Source organism: Alkalihalobacillus bogoriensis ATCC BAA-922 (genome assembly GCF_000621445.1).
Taxonomy (GTDB): Bacteria; Bacillota; Bacilli; order Bacillales; family Bacillaceae_F; genus Bacillus_AO; species Bacillus_AO bogoriense.
In genome coordinates this window covers 119,587-142,594 of the sequence record NZ_KK211279.1, presented here as the reverse complement: position 1 = coordinate 142,594, position 23,008 = coordinate 119,587, and the positions used below count along the sequence as shown (strand labels likewise).

The following is a 23,008-nucleotide window of genomic DNA, read 5'->3' as shown; positions in this document are numbered from 1 at the left end:
CAAGGAGGATAAAAATGAAGTTTACAGATGGAAATTGGTTAATAAGAGAAGGGTATGACTTAATTACACCAGTACAATTATTTCAAGCTACGTCCGATACTGATTCATTAACGATGTATGTTGCTCCAAAAGACGTCACACATCGAACGGCCCAGCTTGATTTACCATTATTGACTGTTCGCTATTCATCACCGTTAAAAGATGTAATTCGTGTAGAAATATACCGACATAAAGGTACGAAAAAACAACAACCTGAGTTTGATATTAAAGCGGTTCAACGACCAGCTATTGAAATTGAAGAATCAGAAACTAGCTTTTCATTTACATCCGGTAAATTAGCGGTGAATGTGAATAAAGGCGAGTGGGGAACAACATATTGTTATGAGTCAACCGAAATCACATCAAGTGGTTTTAAAGGGATGGCTCATATTACAGATGCACATAAACAAACATATATGCGTGAGGAATTGAATGTAAGTGTAGGAGAACAAATATACGGGTTAGGTGAAAGATTCACTCCTTTTGTAAAAAACGGGCAAGTCGTAAATACATGGAATAAAGACGGAGGAACAAGTTCAGAGCAATCGTATAAAAATGTGCCATTTTATGTGTCAAACAAAGGCTACGGAGTGTTTGTTAATCATCCTGAAAATGTTTCATTTGAAGTCGCGTCAGAAAAAGTCTCAAAAGTACAATTTAGTGTAAAAGGAGAAAAGCTAGAGTACTTCATCATTGGCGGAGGAACAGTTAAAAAAGTACTGGAAAACTTTACTACATTAACAGGGAAACCGGCGTTGCCACCAGCTTGGTCGTTTGGATTATGGTTAACGACATCCTTTACAACAAATTATGATGAAGCAACAGTGAATGAGTTTGTTGATGGCATGTTGGAACGCGATATTCCGTTACGGGTGTTTCATTTTGATTGCTTTTGGATGGAAGCGATGAAATGGTGCAATTTTGAATGGGATAAACAAGTGTTTCCAGATCCTAAAGGGATGATTCAAAGGTTAAAAGCAAAAGGACTTTCGATTTGTGTGTGGATCAATCCTTATATCGCCCAGCAATCTCATTTGTTTGATGAAGCCGTTGAAAAAGGTTATTTACTACAAAAACCAAATGGTGATGTATGGCAATGGGATAAATGGCAACCAGGCATGGGCATTGTCGATTTCACGAACCCAGAAGCATGCTCTTGGTATACGGGCCATTTACAACGATTAATTGATATGGGAGTAGATAGCTTTAAAACCGACTTTGGGGAAAGAATTCCAACTGATGTTGTGTATTATGACAAATCAAACCCAGAAAAAATGCACAATTATTATTCATATCTTTACAACAAAATCGTATTTGACTTACTAGAAGAAAAACTCGGAAAAGGCAAGGCAGCTTTATTTGCTCGTTCTTCAACAGCAGGTGGTCAACAATTTCCAGTCCATTGGGGAGGCGATTGCTATGCAACATATGAATCGATGGCGGAAAGCTTGCGAGGAGGGCTTTCATTAGGATTATCAGGCTTTGGATTTTGGAGTCATGATATTGGTGGGTTTGAAAGTACAGCACCAGCTGATTTATATAAGCGCTGGGCAGCATTCGGATTATTATCTAGTCATAGCCGTCTGCATGGAAGTAGTTCATACCGGGTGCCATGGCTATATGATGAAGAATCTGTGGACGTCGTGACATTTTTTACAAAATTAAAATGCCGTCTTATGCCTTATTTGTATGATGCCGCTTTTGAAGCGAGTGAGAAGGGAATACCGCTTATGCGAGCGATGATACTTGAATTTGAAGATGATCCAACTTGTGACTTCTTGGACCGTCAATACATGCTAGGTGATTCATTGCTTGTCGCCCCGATTTTTAATAAAGAAGGAAGCTCAACATTTTATTTGCCAAAAGGAGTTTGGACAGACTTTTTATCAAATGAGCAAATCAATGGAGGAACTTGGCTAAAGCGTTCCTATGATTATATGAGTCTACCACTTTATGTCCGACCGAATTCGATTCTCTCACTTGGTGCGTTTGAGGATAAACCAGACTATGATTACGCCGAACATGTTGAATTTCATGTGTTTGGGTTATCAACAAAAGCAATGGCAACGATTCGAAATGAAAACGGTGAGAAACAATATGACGTGTCTATTGAAAAAAACGAGACAACAATAGAAGTAAAACTGATCGGCACACCAAAAAAACGCTGGACTTTAGTGATGAGAGGGGGAGAACAGATCGACACGGTCGATGGTGCAACGGCAACACCTGTTGGAAATGGAGTGTTATTTACACCTAATGACGTGTCAAAAGGCTTTGTCTTTACAGTAAAACAGTAACAAATGAAAGGGTGTTAAAGGATGACGATTTATCAATTTCCAACTGATTTCAAATGGGGAACGGCGACGGCAGCTTATCAAGTTGAAGGAGCGGCAAATATAGACGGTAGAGGACCATCAATATGGGATACATTTTCAAAAACACCGGGAAAAGTATACGGCGGAGATACCGGTGATGTTGCTTGCGATAGCTACCATCGTTATAAAGAAGATATTCAGCTTATGAAAGAGTTAGGGGTAACAACGTATCGCTTTTCTGTTTCTTGGCCACGAGTTTTCCCACTAGGTCAAGAAGAAGTGAACCAACTTGGATTAGATTATTATCATCAGGTTGTTGATGAACTTCTTCATGCAGGAATTGAACCGATGTGTACCCTCTATCATTGGGACTTACCACAGGCATTAGAAGATAAAGGAGGATGGTGGAATCGCGAAACGATAGATGCATATGAGAAGTATGCGGAGCTTATGTTTCGCGAATTCTCAGGAAAAATCAAACAGTGGATTACCTTTAATGAACCGTGGTGCGCTTCGTATTTATCCAATTATCTTGGCATTCATGCACCTGGACATCAAGATTTACAATTGGCGACAACAATTGCTCACCATATGCTTGTTGCACACGGAAAGACAGTTCAAATGTTTCGTGAACTGCAAGTGGAAGGTCAGATCGGAATCGCCCCTAACCTTACATGGGCTGTTCCATATACAAACAAACAAGAAGATAAAGACGCGTGCTTACGGGAAGTTATGTGGACAGGCGATTGGTTTTTAGATCCGATTTATTTTAAGACATATCCGAAAGAGTTGCTAGAATGGTTTGAAAAAGAAGGGGTTAGCCCTCCAATCATTGACGGTGATATGAACATTATTGCCGAACCGATTGACTTTATTGGTGTCAATTATTATTCGGCTGGAGTCAGTCGGTTTAATGAAAATGCCGGAATGTTACAAAGTGAAGCGATGGATATGGGATTGGAACGTACAGATATCGGTTGGCCAATTGATGCGAGAGGACTTTATGAGGCCCTTCACTATGTGGCTGATAAATATGGAAATCCATCGATTTATATTACCGAAAATGGGGCTTGCATCAATGATGAACCAAATCTTGAGGGGGAAGTCGATGACAAACGAAGAGTGAATTATTTAAAGCAGCATATTATTCAGCTTCATCGCAGTATTGAGGACGGAATAAACGTTAAAGGATATATGGCTTGGTCGTTGCTAGATAATTTTGAATGGGCAGAAGGCTATGGCAAGCGTTTTGGTATCGTTTATGTTAATTTCCGAACGCTAGAGCGAGTGAAAAAAGAAAGCTATTATTGGTATGGAAAACTTGTAAAACATAATTGGTTTGAATCGACTCAATAATTATGTAATAAAGGAGAGAAGGTTTTGACAAAACAGCTCGTCTATCCATTTCAAAATCATATGTTACCTCTTGATGAAAGAGTCAAAGATTTAGTGTCGAGGTTTACCACCGAAGAAAAAATTTCGTTAATGATGCAATATCAACCAGAAATTACGAGGTTAGGAATTTCTGCTTATAAACAAGGAACAGAAGCTGCACACGGTGTTGCTTGGTTAGGCGAAGCGACCGTGTTCCCACAAACAATCGGTTTGTCACAAACATGGAACCGAGAATTACTGAAAAAGATTGGCAATGTCATTAGTGATGAAGCCCGTGTGTACCATCAAAAAAATCCAGCATCACATGGATTAACGCTTTGGGCTCCTACTGTTGATATGGAACGTGATCCAAGATGGGGAAGGACAGAAGAAGCTTATGGGGAAGACCCTTATTTAACAGGGGAGTTATCAAAAGAACTTGTTAAAGGAATGCAAGGAGAGGATCCCTGTTATTTAAAAACGGTTGCGACATTAAAACATTTCATTGGAAATAATAATGAGGAACAAAGAACAAGTTGCTCAGCAAGCATTGACCCAAGAAATATGTATGAATATTATTTACAGGCGTTTAAACCAGCGATTGTAGAAGGAAAAGCTAAATCAATCATGACCGCCTATAATTCGATTAATGGTACGCCAGCCCCACTACATCCTTTTGTAAAACAAATCGTGAAAGAAGAATGGCAAATGGATGGTTTTATCGTTAGTGATGCTGGAGATGTAGTCGGGATTGTCGATGACCATCATTATTATGACAATTATCCAGAAGCGTTAGCTGATGCGATAAAAAGTGGCATTGACAGCATTACAGATGATGAAGCCATCGCGACAAGTGCGATTCGCGAGGCTTTAGCAAAAGGATTATTGGATGAAAAACATATCGATGAAGCTCTATTTCATACATTTCAAATTCGGTTTCGATTGGGAGAATTTGATCCGGAATTGGATCCGTATGCGAATATTCCTCCATCGAAATTGCTTGCAAAAGAACACGCTGAATTATCAAAACAAGCGGCACTTGAACAAATCGTGTTGTTAAAAAATGATAATGTACTTCCACTTCAAAAAGAAATAATACAAAAAATTGCAGTGATCGGACCGTTAGCTAATGAAGTTCATGTTGATTGGTATAGTGGAACCCCAGCATATCAAGTTACACCATTTCTTGGAATAAAGGAGAAGCTATCCGACTCTGATGTTCAGTTTGCGAACGGTTATAACACGGTTCACATCCGTTCTACTGCTACCGGTTATTATGTCGGACTAGACGGAGAGACAAATCAACTCGTAGCGACAAAGGAAAAAGAAGAAGCAGAAATGTTTGAGTTCGTTGATTGGGGATTTGAGAATCAAACGTTACGATCAATGACAAATGGAAGATTTGTCACCGTATCAGAAAAGAACAAACTTGAAGCTTCAGCGGAAGAAGCGAGAGGCTGGTTTGTGAAGGAATGTATGTGTTTTACAGAAAACGAGGATGGTCATTGTACTTGGCAAACTTGGGAGGGACAGTTTGTATCGGTAGAAGCGAACTCTACGTTTCAACTAACTAAGGAAGAAAAACTGAGTTTATTTGAAATCGAAGTAGTTGAAAATGGGTTGGAAACAGCAACAGAATTAGCCAAACAAGCCGATGTCGCCATCGTTTTTGTAGGAAACAACCCGTTTATTAACGGGAAGGAATGTATCGACCGAAAAGATATTTGTTTAGCACCTGAGCAAACGAAGCTCATTCAAGCTGTAAAAAAGGTCAATAAAAAGACAGTTGTTGTAACGGTAAGTAGTTATCCATATGCTTTAAATTGGGAGCAACAGTATATTCCAGCAATACTAGCTACTTCGCATGCTGGACCAGAATTAGGAAATGCCATTGCAGATGTACTTTTTGGGGATTATAATCCAGCAGGCCGCTTAAGTTTGACATGGTACCGTTCAAGTGAGCAATTACCATCTATCATGGACTACGATATTATAAAAGGAAAACGAACATACCAATATTTTGACGGAGATGTATTATATCCATTTGGTTATGGTTTAAGTTATACGACATTTGCCTACAAAAATATGAAAATACGGAAAGGGAAAGTGGAGAATGAGGACTATATTTTTGCCAGTGTGACAATCAAAAATATAGGTGCGTTTTCAGGTGATGAAGTCGTTCAGCTTTATGTAAAAGCAAACAAATCCAGGGTGAAACGACCGTTAAAAACATTATGTGGCTTTCAACGTTTGACACTCAATCTTCATGAGGAGAAAGAAGTAGTGTTTGCTGTTCCTGTTTCGTCATTAGCGATATGGGATGTAACGAGAGAGCGGTATTGTGTAGAAAAAGGGGAGTATACCTTTATCGTTGGTCCTTCATCAAACGAAATCAGGTGTTCATTAGTTTCAGATATAAACGGAGAAGTGATCCCACCACGAGACGGATTAGAAACTATTTCAGCAATAAATTACGATGACTATGACAATATAATGATTGTTGAAGTCAAAAACAAAACGTATTGTATCAAACCAACAGAACGAAATGGCTGGCTTGCCTTTTTTAATATTGATTTTCGTAATGTTTCAGGTTTATTTGAAGCAATTATTGAAAATGAGTTGGATGACGCTTCACTTGAATTGCGAGTTGGTAGTCGAGACGGTGAATGGCTTGGTACGTGTACTGCTTATCAATCGAAGGGATGGAAACAGATATCAATGCCTGTTCAAGTAAACGACCATTTTGGCGATGTATATTTATTTATTGATGGACCATTAAAGCTTCGTTCCATTCGCTTTTCTTAGGCAGATAGGGGGAGAATATGCAAAGAAATCTCGCAGATACAAGATTATACCAAATAACAGAGTGGATTATGAAACTAGCTTATGTAAACTTATTATGGATTGGGTTTACCTTTCTAGGGCTCATTATATTTGGATTTTGGCCAGCAACGGTTGCAATGTTTACGGTTGTTCGTTCATTTATAGTAAAAGAAGAAGAACCGATTTTTAAACAGTTTATTACAACCTATAAACGAGAATGGTTAAAGACAAATGGAATTGGAATCGTGTTGTTTTGTATTGGGTATATTCTTTATTTAGATTTTTTGTTAATAGGGTATGCAAGTGGAGGAATTGCCGTCATATTTACACTGCTTCTAATTCTCCTCACGATTCTATATGTGGCAATGTTTCTTGTAATCTTACCGATTTACGTGCACTACGATCTACCGTTCATTCAATATTTTAAGTATGCGTTGTTCCTTGCTGTTATTAATCCCCATATCATTATTTTTATCGCAACTGGACTTGTAGCTGGTTATTTCATCTTTAGCTTTATTCCGGGATTAACGTTATTTTTCTTTGGAAGTGTTTTAAGCACTTTTATGATGTGGTCGACATTGCTAGCTTGCCAACGGATTGAGCGGAAAAAACAAGAAGTTGAAGCAGTATAAAGGAGAAAAAGCTGGACTAAAGAATGTGACTCAACACTTCTTTATGTTCCAGCTTTTTTGTTAACTTAACTTTTTATGCTTTATGATGACTTGTGGTGTGGAAACTGTTTCTTTTTCTTTAGTCAATGATAAATATAACACCATCGCTAAAATAAACACAGTTCCGATTACTTGGTAGAAGCCAAATGAAATGTTAAGCCACAATACAGAAGTGATGATAGCGGCAAGTGGTTCGACACTTCCTAGTAAACTCGTTTCTTGTGGTTTAAGATATTTCAGACTTTCGAGATAAAACCAAAACGCGAGCATTGTTCCAAAAACGATGACAAACCCTAAATAAATGATGGTGTCACCCCCCCAATGTGTCGCTTCAATTTTCCAAGGGGGATGAAGAATGGCTAAACTAGCTCCACCAATTATCATGGCCCAGCCAATAATGTTTAAAGACCCCCACTTTGATAAAAGATTTCCAGCATAAAGAGTATAAAAGGCTAAGGCGACACCAGATAATATCCCCCAAATGACAGAAGCCAAAGGGACGGACAATGTATGGAACACCCCGTTTGTTAATAATAATAATGACCCACTTAAGGCTAAACAAACAGCAACAATATCTTTTCCTCGCAACTTACTTACTTTTGTAAGAACTAGATAGAATATAATAAAAAGAGGAGCTTGATACTGTAATAATGTTGCAACAGCAGCATTTCCTAAATTAATCGAAGCCATGTAAGTATATTGAACAGCTAACATACCAAATATTCCAAAAATAAAAAGTTGGAAAACTGCTTGTTTGTCTTTCCAAATTTGAAATACTTTTTCGCGGGTTTTAAAAAGGAGTGCCAGAATAATCATAACGATTCCTGCTAATAATAATCGTACAGAGACAAGCCACTCCACTGGAACATGACTTTCTTGGAAAAGGCGCTGAGCTACAGTTCCTCCAATACCCCAAAATGAAGCCCCTAATAAAACAAGAACAAATCCAATCCATCGATTTTGTTTATTCATATTCATCCCACTCTTATCGTTTATTTTGTTGTTTCATTTTCATTAAGCTATATTTCCAATTGTTCATAAGCGCCTCTTTTGCTTTTTCCCAATCTTTTTGTTCAAGATGTTTAATGACTAAACGATGTTCTTTATATGATGATTGAACAGACTCTTCCTTTTGAAAATAGTAGAATTCTGCTCTTCGAATCTTCGCTTTTAAATGATGAAGTATTTTTTGAAGTTCATCGTTTTTCGATAAAGTTATAATGACATCGTGAAACGCATTATCAAGTTGCACCACGTCTAACTGTTGTAAGGTTGGACTTTCCACTACTATTTTTTCGTTGATGTTTGTTAATTCAACTATTGTTTGCGATGTGAAATGAGGAGAAGCTTCTTCTAAAGCAAGAGCTTCTAATGTCCAAACAATCGAATAAGTAGAGGTCAGTTGTTCTAAGTCAATGGGGGCAATCGTAGTTGAACGATTTGGTTTCGTCACAACAAACCCTTCTTCTTCTAAGCGTAATAAAGCTTCACGAATTGGAGTTCTACTAATCCCTAATTCCTCAGATAATTCCACATCTCTTACTTTATCTCCGGCAGATAGCTTACCAACGATAATCCATTCCAACAAAATATTATAAGCTTCTTCTCTTAAAAAGGTACGTTTTATGAGCATCTTGATCCCCTCCATATGACAATCAACTAATATGTAATATATCACATATTAGTTGATTGTCAATTCTATCCATATTTTTCAGTAGAAATAAAACAGGTTGTATACGGGACACTTATACATTTTCATCACTGAATAAGGTGAGCGGAATATATTGTATTGTACTACGGTAACGATTCAAGGAAAGGAAGGATTGACTATGACAAAAGATGAAAGTTTGACAGTATTCAAGTTGTTAAAAAAACTAGGATTAAAATCGGAAAAACATTTACAACAATATGTTCAATCTATACTTGCAGATGAAGATTTCATGAAACTTATGAATCAATTACTAAATAAACATGTTACGTCAATAAAGGATTTGCATCGATATACAGAAACAATTGCGGTTCAATTAAATGTCCCGACAAAACGAGATGTTGCTCAACTTGCAAAACTTGCACAGCAAATTGAAGAGAAAATAGACGATTTAGAAGAGCAAGTCATGGAACTCACTGTTCAAGAAGATGAAGGAGAAACAATGAATCAGCATGGCAAAAAAGAGTCACAAACGATTCTTGGTGAACTACTAGATGTAAAAGCTCAAAAACGTCGCGCAAAGCTAAAAGCGATTATGGATTTATGGGCAAATGTACCAGCCTCTCCTATTAGAACAAACGGAATGGAACGTGAAAGAAAACATGACTGATTATTGGCAAGATAAGGTGTACTCCGAAGAAAAAAATGCATCAATAGTAGGACAAACACCTAGAGTAGCGGTGTGGAAAAAAAATAAAACGACGTTATGGTATTACCCAACGCCAAAAAAGAAATGTAAAACACCACTCTTTTTGATTTATTCGTTAGTAAGTAAGCCATATTTACTAGATTTAGCTCCTGGTAGCAGTATGATAGAAGCGTTTCATCAAAAAGGATTTGATGTGTATTTATTAGACTTTGGTGTTCCTGGATATGAAGATTATGATATCAGTTTGGACACTTATATTTATGGCCATATCCAAAAAGCAGTGAAGCGTACTTTACATCATTCCCAGTCTAGTGATGTTTCTATCGTCGGATATTGTCTTGGTGGAACATTATCCATCATCTATGCTGCGATTGCGACAGAACCGATAAAAAACCTTATTTTATTTGCACCGCCTGTTGATTTTAGTCAGATTCCGCTTTTAGAGAAGTGGCGGGAATTTTTAAGGGAAAATGAAATGAAAATAGACGACCTGTTATCTTTATACGGGGTTGTTCCTCCTTCAATTGTTAATCTCGGTATGAGAACAATAACCTCACCTATTTCGATTACGCCACATATTGGTTTAATCGAACGCGGTCACGATAAAAATTACGTGGAGAAATGGAAGAAATTTAATAGATGGGCAAAAGATCATATCCCATTTGTAGGAAAAACATTATACGAGCTTTTATACGATGTAGTCTTAGAAAACAAACTCATTCAAAACCAACTCAAAATTAACGAACAACAAGTTCTTTTAAGCAATATAAAAGCAAACCTGTTAGTCGTTTCAACATCTGGTGATCAAATTGTGAAAGAGGAATATGTTATTTCCTTATTAGATAAAGTTTCAAGTGAAGATATTACCTATAAACGAGTAAAAGGCGGACATGCAAGTTTAGCGATAAAAGGAGAACTACCATTGTTTCTAGAGGAATGGTTAGTACAACGCTCAACATAGAGCTTTACAAGGAGGGATACCTTGAAAAAAAGAAAGAAAAATGTTCCAGATGGTCCAAAAGGAAAGTGGTTCAGTGGCCACTTATCTCAATTTCAAGCGGACCCTTTAGCCTTTCTAGTAAACTTACAACAACAGTATGGAGATATTGCGAAGTTTCGGTTTGGTCCTTTTCAACAAGTGTATTTACTTTCGAAGCCGGAGTATATAAAAGAGGTTCTTGTAACGAAACAACGGTCGTTTGTAAAATCACAAGATTTAACGGTGCTTAAACCTTTAATAGGAGATGGCCTCCTAACAAGTGAAAAAGAGTTGCATTTACAGCAACGCCGAGCCATTCAACCGTCTTTTCGACAATCATATTTGGCTCATTATGCTAGAGAGATGATAGAGACTACAAATAACTATATATATTCGTGGTTAGATGAGGATGTACGTGACATTACTGAAGATATGATGAATATAACACTTGGTATTATTTGCAAAACGATGTTTAGCCTTTCATTTGAAGAAGGGGCCAACATGATTGGAGAACCTATCGATGATGTAATGAAATTAAGTATAAAGAGAATGCGTTCTATCTTACCAGTTCCTCTATTCATTCCAACAAAAACTAATCGTCACTATACAAAAGCAATAGCGGAGTTAGATGAAATCATCTACTCTTTTATTGAGCAGAGAAGAGAATTTAAAGAAACACATCACGATTTGCTTGGAGTATTAATGGATGCTAAAGATGAACAAGGTATGGGCATGACTGATCAACAGCTTCGTGACGAGGTTATGACGATATTTTTAGCGGGGCATGAAACGACCGCTAATGCTCTTTCATGGACGTTTTATTTACTTTCTCAGCATCCAGAAATCGAACAGAAAGTCCATCAGGAGATTGACGATAATATTGGGAAAGAAAGTATTTCAGTAGAACATTATAACAAACTCTCCTATACGCAAAATGTTATATGGGAATCGCTTCGTCTTTATCCACCTGCGTATGTGATTGGAAGAAAAGTAGATGAGAATGTGTCAATCGGACCGTATGAATTTAAAAAAGGTGATATGATTTTGATGAGTCAATATGTAAACCATCGAAATCCTGAGTTTTTTGAAAATCCAAATGAATTCATGCCAGAACGATTTGAAAACAATCTTATTAAAGAACTTCCTCCTTTTGCGTTTTTCCCATTTGGTGGTGGGCCAAGGGTGTGTATAGGTAATCACTTTGCCATGATGGAAGCAGTATTTGTGTTAACCGCGATTGCACGACAATTTCAGTTCGTTTTACCGAAAGACCATCATCCAGTAAAGCCACAACCGTTAATTACATTAAGACCGAAACGCGGATTACGAATGATTGTGAAACGAAGATAACCAAAAGGAATTTCCCTTTTGGTTTCTTCTTTTACATAAAAGAAAGAGTTGCGAGTATAGTTGTAATTATATTGATTTTGGTTAATCTCTTGGTACAATATCTCTATAGGATATGAATGGAGTGGTAAAGATGAGTTTATTAGGTCGAGTTTTTGAAATTTACGATATCCATGAAATGGCAGATTATATTAGCAATGTCCTAAATAAATCCGTAATTATTGAAAATAAAAACTTTGAATTAATTGCCTATAGTTCGTCGGGGGATTATGAATATGATACAACACAGCAAAAAACAATTCTCTCGAAAAAGTGCCCAAGCTTTATCATTGAAAGATTAGAAAAAGAAGGGGTTGTGCAACAATTAGAAAGTAAAAATGATCCAATTCGTGTTCAGCCAATGGAAGAAGTAGGGTTTTACCAGCGTGTTGTCATCCGTGTTAAATACAATGAACGGACAGTAGGTTACATATGGGTTCTTGAATCAAATATATTATTAAAAGAAGAAGAGCTAGAGTTCCTCACTTCCATTACTTCACATGTCGGAACATTGATTTACGACTTTACCACTAGAAACTTACGGAAAGAATCAAGAGAGCACCGTTTATTTTGGCAATTAATTAACCATGAATATGTAAATGAAAAACAAATACGTCAAGAAGCTAATTTAGCGTCGATTCGACTGCCGGAAAGATTTACTATTTTTGTTGTCTCCATTACAAATCAAGCCCATGTTGAAGTGTTGGAGAAAGTCAAAAAAGTGATTGATAATGTTAAAGCAATTCCATCGTCATCATATCTTGAAAAAGATTCGAAAGTTATTTTTATCGTAAGTGGAGCAAGCCATATAAAAGACGATGCCATTTCACAGGCGAAACAACTCGTTCAATTATTAGATGACAAAATGACAGAAGAAGAGAGAAAGCAACTTTTACTTGGAATCGGACATGAGTATTTGCATTTAGCAGAAATGAGAAAAAGCTTTCTTCAAGCACTTGAAGTGATTGAAACAGTAAGTGCAATTAATGATACGACAACTCTACCTGTTGAATATGGGAAGCTAGGCATGTACCGGTATTTATTAACCTTGTATGAAAAAAATAGCTCTGAAGGATTCATTAACCAAGATTTATTAAAACTGATGAAAAAAGACGATGAAAACAAAACGAAATTATTAGAAACATTGAAAGTGTACTTAACGAACCATTTAAAGCTTAAAAACACGGCACAAGAGCTGTATATTCATCCGAATACATTAAATTACCGCATTAAACAAATTTTAGAAGCAACGGATATTGATTTAGAAGACTTTAATATGAATAGCCACCTGTATACAGAATTGCTTCTTCTTTATAATGTTCCTGAATACTATTATCGCTATCGGGAAGCGTTGCAGTATTATTTTAAATAAACAGACTTTAATTGTGACTTGTTCACAAAATAAAGTCTGTTTTTTTGAGTCGTACATACATTGTAGAAAAATTGGAAAAAAGATATTATAAATGTTAATAATGGAAGGAGTTTTTTTATTTTATTTAATTTTCTGAATTTTGAAAAAGGAGGAGTTCGATGAATTTTGAAATCTTTTTTGCATTAATCGGTATTCCGGGTTTTATTCTCATTACAGCTATAGTTTGTTATGTTCACACAGGAGTGAAAGAAGAGATTTCTACATTAAAAAAGGAAATTAGAGATCAGACAGAACAGCATGAAACACAAAGGAAAGGTGGGATATCGTCTTGAATACTGTTGAACCGATAGCCATCATTATCCTTGTTTTATATTTAGTTGGACTTTTACTTATTGGTTTTATCAGCTCAAGAAAAAGCTCAGAAGGGGTAACAGATTTCTTTTTAGCAGGACGAAATTTAAGCAAATGGACAGTAGCATTATCTGCAGTAAGCTCTGGTCGAAGTGCATGGCTTGTTCTCGGTGTAACAGGAACTGCTTATGCTACTGGATTAAACGCCGTATGGTCAGTAGCTGGTTATATTATGGTAGAAGTATTTATGTTTTTCTATGTGGCAAGAAGATTTAGAACGTATAGTGAAAAAACTGGAAGCATTACAATCCCAGACATTTTAGAGACAAGATTTAATGACAAAAAACATTTGCTTCGGTCGGTGTCTGCTTGTATCATAATTTTCTTTATGATTGCTTATGTCGGAAGCCAGCTTGTTGCTGGAGGTGGCGCTTTTGCATCGAGTATGGGAGTGTCTACTTCAACTGGAATGTGGTTGACAGCAGCTATCTTGTTAGCGTATACAATGCTTGGAGGGTTTCATGCTGTTAGTAAAACTGATGTGATTCAAGCGGGATTTATGTTCGTCTCTTTAGTTCTTCTTCCTACTATTGCTGTCATTGGTCTAGGCGGATTTGGGCCGATTTTAGAGGCAATGCACAATGAAGGTGGTGGATTTGTAAGTCCGTTTGCTTTTGCTTTTGGTGCCGTAATCGGGTTATTAGGAATAGGTTTTGGTAGTCCGGGTAATCCTCATATCCTTGTTCGGTATATGTCATTAAAGAATGTTAAGGAAATGCGACAAGCGGCTTTAATCAGTTCGTTTTGGAATGTGTTAATGGGTTGGGGTGCGGTTATGATTGGGCTGGCGGGTCGAGCTTATTTTCCAGACATTTCGATGTTGCCAAATGAAGATCGGGAACAAATTTTTCTTACTCTTGGTTCTGAATTGTTGCATCCATTGTTTTTCGGTTTCTTACTAGTAGCTGTACTTGCAGCGATTATGTCGAGTGCAGATAGTCAATTACTAGTTGGGGCTAGTGCGTTTGTTCGTGATATTTATCAAAAGATACTAGGAAAAGATAAGGAAATTCCGCAAAAAAAATTGGTATTTTTGAGTCGGATAACAACTGTCGTTTTTATGGGATTGGCGTTAATATTAGCTTTTACTGCACAAGAATTTGTGTTTTGGATGGTGCTCTTTGCTTTTGGTGGATTAGGAGCATGTTTTGGTCCGGCTCTTTTACTTTCGTTTTATTGGAAAGGTGTTTCAAAACAAGGGGTTCTTTGGGGCATGATTACGGGTCTAATTACGGTTATTCTTGTAAAACAACAACCGCAATGGACATACGTGTTTCTCCCAGATGTGAAAGAACTATTAAACACGTATTTTTTCGGAATCACATATGAAGCAGTACCAGGATTTATCGTTGCTAGTGTCGTTACGGTAATAATTAGTCTAGCAACTAAAAAACCTGTAAATGCTAAGGAAACCGTTGATAGTTTGAATGAAACTGCATAAAGGTTTTAAATAAACAGGCCGTCTGAAGTCAAGTGTAATAATTTTGACTTCAGACGGTTTTTCTTTCCGTAACGGACATTTATTCCGCTATTTTACGTAAAACACCCTCTTTTCAATCCGTTCGGACACCTGTTCCGTTATTCCATGAATCGAGCGACAAAATGAGTCCAAAATTAAAGATATAACGGAACATATGTCAGATAGCTTCTGGCAAACTGGTGTTTTTGAAGAAATAGCGGAATAGATGTCCGTTAGAAAAGCTCATTGTGTGTTTCACACAATAAGAAGGATAAAAAATTGAATTATCGCTACATTGTAAAGCGAGTAAGCGCATTATATACTTTGAGCAACAGGCAATGGTAGGGTTTAGTGTTAAAGACACAATAGCATCTATCATAATAAGAAACTATGAAAAATGGAGGCGACCTTTTATGTTAACAACGTATAAACATGAACCATTTACAGACTTTTCAGTAGAAAAAAATCGAGTAGAATTTGAAGAAGCATTACAAAAAGTAGAAAGTGAACTTGGAAAAGAATATCCGCTTATCGTTGGCGGGGAGCGTGTAACAACAGAGAAAAAAATCATTTCAACAAATCCATCAAATAAAGAGCAAGTGATTGGAATTGTATCAAAAGCGAATAAAGAAATTGCAGAAAAGGCGATTCAAGCAGCTGATGACGCATTTCAAACGTGGAGAAAGGTAAATCCAGAAGAACGAGCGAATATCTTAGTCCGAGCAGCTGCAATGATTCGTCGCAGAAAACATGAGTTTTCCGCTTGGCTCGTAAAAGAAGCTGGAAAGCCTTGGAAAGAAGCGGATGCCGATACAGCAGAGGCGATTGATTTTTTAGAATATTATGCGCGTCAAATGATTGTATTAAAAGATGGCAAATCAATTAATAGCCGTGAAGGTGAACATAATCGTTATTATTATACAGCAACAGGTGTTTGTGTGACGATTTCTCCGTGGAATTTTGCCTTTGCCATTATGGCCGGAACAACAGTAGCACCTATCGTTACGGGGAATACAGTATTATTAAAGCCAGCAAGCACAACACCAGTAGTTGCTGCTAAGTTTGTAGAAGTGTTAGAGGAAGCGGGTTTACCAAAGGGTGTTGTAAACTTTATTCCAGGTAGTGGTGCTGAAGTAGGAGATTATCTCGTCGACCATCCAAAAACAAGTTTGATTACATTTACAGGTTCGCGTGATGTTGGGGTACGACTATATGAAAGAGCCGCGGTTGTTCATCCAGGTCAAACCCATTTAAAACGTGTCATCGTAGAAATGGGTGGAAAAGATACCGTTGTTGTTGATAAAGAAGCGGATTTAGACTTAGCGGCACAATCGATTGTCACGTCTGCCTTTGGTTTCTCTGGTCAAAAATGCTCAGCTGGTTCAAGAGCTGTAATTCATGAAGATGTGTATGATATTGTCCTTGAAAAAGCAGTCGTATTGACAAAAGAACTAACAGTAGGGGAACCAACAACGGCAGATATGTACATGGGCCCCGTTGTTGATGAAGCAGCATTTAATAAAATTATGGATTATGTTGCAATTGGTCATAATGAAGGACGTCTTGTTGCAGGTGGAGAAGGAGATAAATCTAAAGGATATTTCATTCAACCAACGATTTTTGCAGATGTCGAACCTAACGCTAGACTTATGCAAGAAGAAATATTCGGTCCTGTTGTTGCCTTTTGTAAGGCGAAAGACTTTAACCATGCGATTGAAATCGCAAACAACACAGAATATGGCTTAACAGGAGCAGTTATTACGAATAATCGTAGTCATATTGAAAAAGCAAAAGAAGATTTTCATGTCGGTAACTTATACTTTAACCGAAATTGTACAGGAGCTATCGTAGGGTACCATCCATTTGGTGGGTTTAAAATGTCGGGTACAGATTCAAAAGCTGGCGGCCCTGATTATTTAGCTCTTCATATGCAAGCAAAAACTGTTTCTGAAATGTATTAACACTCTAGGTGATATTAACTGATGATGAGGAGAGTCGGCGATGGTGCTTGAAAAGATTTCAAAAAATTTCTTTTTGTCATTATCCAAAAATAAACTTTTGAATTCAGGTGCAAAAAGATGGGGCTTGCGTCTGGGCGCATCCCAAGTTGTAGCAGGTGTAACGATCGAAAGTGTTATCGACGTTGTACGACAACTAAATGACAAAGGCTTGGTTTGTACTGTCGACCATTTAGGGGAATTTGTGTTAATAAAAGAAGAAGCGGAACAATCAACAGCTATTTGTATTGAAACACTAGAGGCGATAGCAGAGTCTGGAGTTCAATGTAATCTTTCCGTCAAACTTACACAGCTTGGATTAGATATTGATAAGCAATTTTGTTTAGACAATATGCAAAAAATCATGAGTGTCGCAAATCGACTAGGGATATTTGTACGAATTGATATGGAAGATTACGCGAGAAAGCAACTGACTTTAGACATTTTAGAAGAGTTGCGTAACAGTTACGACAATGTTGGAACAGTAATTCAGGCTTATTTATACTGTTCCAATGATGATGTAAAAGCACTAAAAGGAATTCCTTTACGACTTGTCAAAGGTGCATATAAAGAATCAGAAAAAGTGGCGTATCAGGAAAAAGAAAAAGTAGATGAAAACTATTTTGAAATTATTAAGACGCACTTGTTAAGTGGAAGCTATACAGCAATTGCCTCACACGACCATCATATCATTGAGAAGGTCAAACGGTTTACAGAAGAAAATAATATTTCCAAAGAACAGTTTGAGTTTCAAATGTTATATGGTTTCCGCACAAACCTACAAGAAGAACTAGCAAAAGAAGGCTATACGATGCGGGTATATGTACCATACGGCAAAGACTGGTATGGGTATTTTATGAGACGATTAGCAGAGCGACCACAAAATGTATCATTTGCGTTAAAAGGGTTAGTTTCAAAATAAGAGTATGTATACTAATGGAAGAGAGACTTCATGGGATGAAGTCTCTTTTTTCTGTTTATGAATGTTGGTAGCTTTAGTTAGATAGTTCTATCGGACATAGGTTTCGCAATTTAAAGAAAAAGTACGTTTTGCCGATGCTTACGGACACTACTTCCGTTAAACTAGAAAAACGAAGTGTTTTTGCTAGTCAATTGGTAAAGTAACGGAACAGATGTCCGTTAGGGGAGGAGCTTATGCTAAAGAATATAGCTTTTCTATTAATTTTTATTTTTCTATCTCTAATGTTAATACCTAAACAAAGCTATGCATTAGAATGTCCAGAACATTCTCCACTAGATAGGGCCTTTGATGAATATGACGCTGTTATCATTGGTAAAGTCATAAGAATAGATGAAAAGAGCGCTAATAAAACTTTAACATTAGAGGTTGAAAAAAGTTATAAAGGTGTTGATCATGATTTAGTCATTGTAGAGGAAGATTTAATTTGGGGAACTAGTCAACTTAACTCAGAATATATATATTTCTTAAACAAAAAAGGACAGGAGTGGGTTCATCCCCTATGCTCTCCTACAACAAAGAGATCGGATACAGCGGGAAAATTTCTAACTGACAAAGAAGAAATTGAATTACAAAATGTTGTGATTTACAAATATAGTAATAAAGTATTCTTTCTCATTATATTTTGCATAGTAGTAGCCCTATTCTTTAGACAAAAAAAACAAAAGGTAACAAGTGATGTAATTTGACAAACTTTAAAGGGAGAATGAAAAAAGCTCAGAGAAAATCTGAGCTTTTTGTTTGGTCATTATAATTTTGACAACGTGTCTACATTTGTAAATTGAACCGAAATAGTCATTTTAAAGTAAGGAAAAATACATATATTGTTTTCTAGTCGATGTCATTGGTGGAAATATTATCAAACTATCAAGTCATTCATTGTATAAGAATAGAACTAAACGAACGTAAATATTCCATTTTATTGAATATTACTAGTAAAAATGAAATGTCATCTAGAGATACAGGTATATTAGTATAAATTACCCATTTTTCAACTTTCTAATTTAATAGAAAAGTATTGGTTAGATAATTCTTTTTAAAGAACAATATAGAAGTAATTACCAATGGTCTATTTTTTCGACAAAACTCGATTTAATTCCTGTTCTATCTAAAATATCCCGTATTTTTTGACGGTATATCCTAAATCCTATTTTTAAATTTACTAGTTTCTTACAATGAAAAATTATGGTAATCTTATTTCGGTTCGGAGTAACGAACAATATTTAGATTAACTAAATAAATCGTTAATATCTACCGACTAAAAATTCGAGAAAAGGAGAGAGGAATTTTTGATTAAAGGAAAATTTAGTAGAATTTTTACTAGTTTTTTAATCATTACGGTTGTATTTTCATTATTTCAACCAATCTTTGCATCGGCAGAGACAAATTCTAGTAAACAATTAAAAGATGACGCGCATGTAAAAGTGTTGGAAGACCTTTTGGAACAGCAAATGTCCATATTAAGTGCTGAACCTTCCATGGATTCCACATTAGAGAAAGTTGGAGATAATGAAAGTGTTTCTGTTATTGTTCAACTTTCTGAAGAGCCAGTAGCTCTTGAAAAAGGAAAGAGAGCTGTAAGAGGAAGTTCATTAAGCGTAGCAGAAGAACGTTCTGTAGCGAACAAAGTAAGTTCTCAACAAAAATCTTTTGAGCAACAGTTAAAAACGAACAATGTTAATTACTCAAAAGGATTTACATACAACTATGCGATTAATGCTGTTACGATTAATGTTAAAGGATCTGATTTAGAAAAAATCCTTGAACTTCCAGGAGTTGTGAGTGTTACAGCGGATAAAAAAGTTTATTCGCTTGAAACTTCTAATAAGTCAAATACTATTCAGCCTACTATGGATCAAAGTGTGGACTTATTAAAGATTCCAGAGTTATGGAACATGGGATATGAAGGAAAAGGGATTAAAGTAGCTGTAATCGATTCAGGGATTGATTATTACCACCCAGACTTTGATGGCATTTATAAAGGTGGTTACAACTTTGTCCCTCATGATCCAACATTATACAAAACGCCAAGGGACTTTAATGATCCGTTTGAAACGAGTCCAGAGGAACGTGTTGATGGAGCACCACCTAGTCAATCATTCCGACCGTTTGAAACTGACCACGGAACACATGTCGCTGGGACAATTGCAGCTGTCGGTAATAACAACAAAAATGTAAAAGGAATTGCCCCAAAGGTTGACTTATATGCATATCGAGTTTTAGGTGCATATGGCACGGGATATATCTCTAGTATTATTGCCGGAATTGATAAAGCCGTCGAAGAAGAAATGGACATTATTAACCTTTCATTAGGTGGGGGAGACGCTAATCAAAATGCACCAGAATCAATTGCTGTTAATAATGCTACATTAGCAGGAATCGTTGCAGTTGTTGCAACTGGAAACAGTGGTCCAAATCGCGAATCAATCGGTAGTCCTGCAACTTCTGCATTAGCAATCTCGGTTGGAAACTCAACATTAGCAGATACTATTAACGAGTCAAGTTCTCGTGGACCAGCAAATCCATTTTTTGATATTAAACCAGATGTAGTTGCACCAGGAACAGCGATCCTTTCAACAATTGCTAAATATAGTTCTGATGCAGACTATACAGATGCATATGCGAGATATACTGGAACAAGTATGGCAACACCACATGTAGCGGGTGTAGCAGCATTACTTCTTTCTGCTAATCCAAATTGGTCGCCATATGATGTGAAAGTTGCGTTATCAAATACAGCTAAAGTATTAGATACGAAGCAGTTTGATGTTTTTGACCAAGGTTCTGGACGTATCCAACCGGTAGAAGCTGTTAAAGCAGGAGCATTAGCTTATGCGTTAGATACTACTGAGTTTAACGGAAAAGTTCATCAATATGAAAAAGGGACAGTAACATTTGGTCATGTATCTCCGAATCCTAATGGAGAAACAACAGTAACAAAACAAATCAAAGTAAAAGACTTAGGAAGTCAATCTAAGAATTTCACTGTTAGTGTTGATGTTACTAAACAAGCAACAGGAAGTTTGTCTGGAGCTACTGTAAATGTAAATAAATCATCATTTACATTAAATGGTGAAGAAGTGTTAGATGTGACTCTAACTGTTCCAAAAGGTGAAGATTCACCAGGCAATGAAATTCAAGGATATATTAAGATTTCAAATGGAACGACTAATCTATCTTTACCGTTCGCAGCTGAATTTGCTAAAGGTGAAGGTCCATCAGGGTTAAATTATTTTAATGCTGATGACATTGCGATTTCTCCAAATGGAGATGGAAAGAAAGATTCAACAAATGTTAATCTAGGGTTATTTAACAATCACATTAATACTTATGTTGAACTATGGGACCCTGCAAATCCGACTGCTGGTGAATATGAAGATGGCTATTTAGGATTTTTGACAGATGACTTTTTCATGTCGGCAGGTAAATATAATATCACATTTGATGGCACTTATACAGAATGGGGAACCGGTGAAGTGGAAAAAGCTCCTGAGGGAGTTTATGCAATCACATTTAATGGTAGCCATAATGGTAAGCAATCAAGTGCGTATGTAGCACCTTTCTTTATCAAAACAACACCATCTGAAGTAGTACTAAATCCAGTAAGTGATGAAATTGTAGAAAAAGAATATAGTCTAACTGGTAAAGTGAACGACAAGTTTGTTGATTTTAAAACTTTGGTTCAAGAAGCATTTTCCCAAAGTTACGATGTTAACGAGTATCTATCAGTGAAGTATTCAGTCGAAGATGAATCCGGTAACGTCGTTGATAATAACAAAGTTACATTAAAACAAGATGGTTCATTTACTCTTGCTTTATCTAACTTAGCAAACGGTAAAAATACAGTAACATTGACGGTTGATGACATTGCTGGAAATACAGCATCAGAGAAAGTTGAATTAACTGTCAATGTTGAGGAAGAAGAGCCACCTCAAACTGAAATTAACGTTACATTATCTCCTTCAACAACTGAAGAAACAGAAGGACCAGTAACAATTTCTGTGTCAACAGATAGCGATGCTGACCTTGAAGCTCTTAAATGGTTAGAAGGAGAAAAATCAGTTGAAGACTTTGTAAATGCTGGTAATAACATTGACCTTTCTTCTAAAGCATTCGATGTAGAAGAAAATGGAACATATACAGTTTATGCAAAAAATGTAGATGGTGTGGAGGCAGTTAAATCTATTACAATTCAAAATATTGTAATACCACAACCTGTACTAACACTTGAACTTACACCTTCAACAACAGAACCAACAACAGGTCCTGTGACAATTACTGCTGATGTTACAACTAGCGATGAAATTGAAGCGCTAAAATGGTTAAAAGGTGACAAGGCAGTATCTGATTTTGCAGATGCAGGAACTTCAATTGATTTAGATTCAAAGAAATTTGAAGTGAATGAAAATGGTACGTATACTGTTTATGCGAAAAACAGTGCTGGACTAGAAGTGGTAGCAACAATTGCAGTAGTCAACATTGTTGATGAAGAAGCTCCATTTATAATTTCGTTAAAGCCTTCTACAACTGAACCAACAGAAGGACCTGTAACGATTACAGTTGAATTAGACAACCGAGAAGAAATTGCAGAATTAAAGTGGTTAGCTGGTGAAAAAGCAGTTACTGACTTTGCAGAAGCTGGGGAAGTAATTGACCTAGAAGCTGAAGCTCTATCTTTTGAAGTTAGCGAAAACGGTATTTATACTGTATATGCAAAAGATAGTGAAGAAAACGAAGTCGTTCAACAGATTTCAATTACTAATATTGGTGCAGTTGAACCAGACCCAGGAGATGGTGAGCAACCGCCAGGAGACGGTGAGCAACCACCAGGAGACGGTGAGCAACC

The 23,008-nt window shown here is 36.7% G+C and carries 16 protein-coding genes; 14 read left to right on the top strand and 2 right to left on the bottom strand.

The window, feature by feature from the left end; all coding sequences use genetic code 11:
• Nucleotides 1–14: 14 nt before the first annotated feature.
• The 4 genes from yicI to T323_RS0121645 are packed head-to-tail and all read left to right on the top strand — an operon-like array spanning nt 15 to nt 7,183.
• Complete coding sequence (yicI, locus tag T323_RS27395; RefSeq protein WP_051556664.1) at nt 15–2,336, top strand: alpha-xylosidase; 2,322 nt, start codon at nt 15–17, stop codon at nt 2,334–2,336.
• 21 nt (nt 2,337–2,357) lie between these two features.
• Entirely contained in the window at nt 2,358–3,710 is a 1,353-nt protein-coding gene (locus tag T323_RS0121655; protein WP_026675150.1) for a GH1 family beta-glucosidase, read from the top strand.
• 24 nt (nt 3,711–3,734) lie between these two features.
• Nucleotides 3,735–6,533 (top strand): glycoside hydrolase family 3 protein, encoded by a 2,799-nt coding sequence (locus T323_RS0121650; RefSeq protein WP_026675149.1) that lies wholly within the window; start codon nt 3,735–3,737, stop codon nt 6,531–6,533.
• A 17-nt stretch (nt 6,534–6,550) separates the two neighbouring features.
• Nucleotides 6,551–7,183 carry a YesL family protein gene (locus T323_RS0121645; protein WP_026675148.1) on the top strand — a complete coding sequence of 211 codons (633 nt, stop codon included), beginning with the start codon at nt 6,551–6,553 and terminating at the stop codon, nt 7,181–7,183.
• A gap of 60 nt (nt 7,184–7,243) precedes the next feature.
• On the opposite strand, the gene T323_RS27390 is transcribed toward T323_RS0121645, so the two are convergent.
• A complete protein-coding gene (locus T323_RS27390) occupies nt 7,244–8,200 on the bottom strand; it encodes a DMT family transporter (RefSeq protein WP_373279354.1) in 957 nt (318 codons plus the stop codon).
• A 7-nt stretch (nt 8,201–8,207) separates the two neighbouring features.
• On the bottom strand, nt 8,208–8,855 hold the full coding sequence (locus tag T323_RS0121635; protein WP_169737919.1) for a GntR family transcriptional regulator: 648 nt from the start codon (nt 8,853–8,855) through the stop codon (nt 8,208–8,210).
• Nucleotides 8,856–9,051: 196 nt separating this feature from the next.
• Here T323_RS0121635 and T323_RS28175 point away from each other — a divergent pair, with 196 nt between their 5' ends.
• The 10 genes from T323_RS28175 to T323_RS27380 all read left to right on the top strand — a co-directional run.
• Nucleotides 9,052–9,540 carry a hypothetical protein gene (locus T323_RS28175; RefSeq protein ID WP_026675146.1) on the top strand — a complete coding sequence of 163 codons (489 nt, stop codon included), beginning with the start codon at nt 9,052–9,054 and terminating at the stop codon, nt 9,538–9,540.
• Nucleotides 9,533–10,540: an alpha/beta fold hydrolase gene (locus T323_RS0121625; RefSeq protein ID WP_051556662.1), complete on the top strand. Its 1,008-nt coding sequence runs from the start codon at nt 9,533–9,535 to the stop codon at nt 10,538–10,540. Before T323_RS28175 ends, T323_RS0121625 begins: the two co-directional genes overlap by 8 nt.
• 21 nt (nt 10,541–10,561) lie before the next feature.
• On the top strand, nt 10,562–11,908 hold the full coding sequence (locus tag T323_RS0121620) for a cytochrome P450 (RefSeq protein ID WP_026675144.1): 1,347 nt from the start codon (nt 10,562–10,564) through the stop codon (nt 11,906–11,908).
• Nucleotides 11,909–12,038: 130 nt separating this feature from the next.
• A complete protein-coding gene (locus tag T323_RS0121615) occupies nt 12,039–13,316 on the top strand; it encodes a PucR family transcriptional regulator (RefSeq protein WP_026675143.1) in 1,278 nt (425 codons plus the stop codon).
• A 158-nt stretch (nt 13,317–13,474) separates the two neighbouring features.
• On the top strand, nt 13,475–13,648 hold the full coding sequence (locus T323_RS29020) for a hypothetical protein (protein WP_156942509.1): 174 nt from the start codon (nt 13,475–13,477) through the stop codon (nt 13,646–13,648).
• Nucleotides 13,645–15,168, top strand: a complete 1,524-nt coding sequence (locus T323_RS0121605) for a sodium/proline symporter (RefSeq protein WP_026675142.1) — start codon at nt 13,645–13,647, stop codon at nt 15,166–15,168. Before T323_RS29020 ends, T323_RS0121605 begins: the two co-directional genes overlap by 4 nt.
• Before the next feature lie 431 nt (nt 15,169–15,599).
• A complete protein-coding gene (gene pruA, locus T323_RS0121600; protein ID WP_026675141.1) occupies nt 15,600–17,147 on the top strand; it encodes an L-glutamate gamma-semialdehyde dehydrogenase in 1,548 nt (515 codons plus the stop codon).
• Between the two features lie 43 nt (nt 17,148–17,190).
• Nucleotides 17,191–18,105, top strand: a complete 915-nt coding sequence (locus tag T323_RS0121595) for a proline dehydrogenase family protein (RefSeq protein WP_026675140.1) — start codon at nt 17,191–17,193, stop codon at nt 18,103–18,105.
• Nucleotides 18,106–18,338: 233 nt separating this feature from the next.
• Complete coding sequence (locus T323_RS0121590) at nt 18,339–18,851, top strand: hypothetical protein (protein ID WP_026675139.1); 513 nt, start codon at nt 18,339–18,341, stop codon at nt 18,849–18,851.
• 600 nt (nt 18,852–19,451) lie between these two features.
• The coding region (locus tag T323_RS27380) for a S8 family serine peptidase (protein ID WP_035179602.1) at nt 19,452–23,008 on the top strand (3,557 nt) is incomplete at its 3' end.